Origin of the sequence: Gemmiger formicilis, from assembly GCF_016901605.1 — a bacterium.
GTDB lineage: Bacteria > Bacillota > Clostridia > Oscillospirales > Ruminococcaceae > Gemmiger > Gemmiger formicilis_B.
The window spans coordinates 1-218 of record NZ_JACJKP010000937.1 but is presented as its reverse complement, the minus strand read 5'-3'; the positions used below and the strand labels follow the sequence as shown (position 1 = coordinate 218).

Below are 218 nucleotides of genomic sequence, written 5' to 3'. Positions count from 1 at the left end.
GGAATCCCGCAGCATAATACCGCACAGGTCCATGGTGGCATCGGTAGAATAGATGGGGCCGCGATACCCATTTTTATACAGGTACGGAATCTGCCCCGAATGGTCGATGTGGGCCATCTGCTGGGCAGCTCGTCCATCTCGGTGCGCGTCACCGAAGCCGGGCGTGCGCCGGAAATCATTGTTTTCTCCGGCGATATCGGCAATACCCACCAGCCTCT

Annotated in this window: 1 pseudogene; it reads right to left on the bottom strand. The window is 57.8% G+C overall.

Annotated features, from left to right (window positions below):
* Positions 1–213 (bottom strand): annotated as a pseudogene (locus H6B10_RS19210) (hypothetical protein); the annotation flags it as partial.
* Between the last annotated feature and the right edge of the window lie 5 nt (positions 214–218).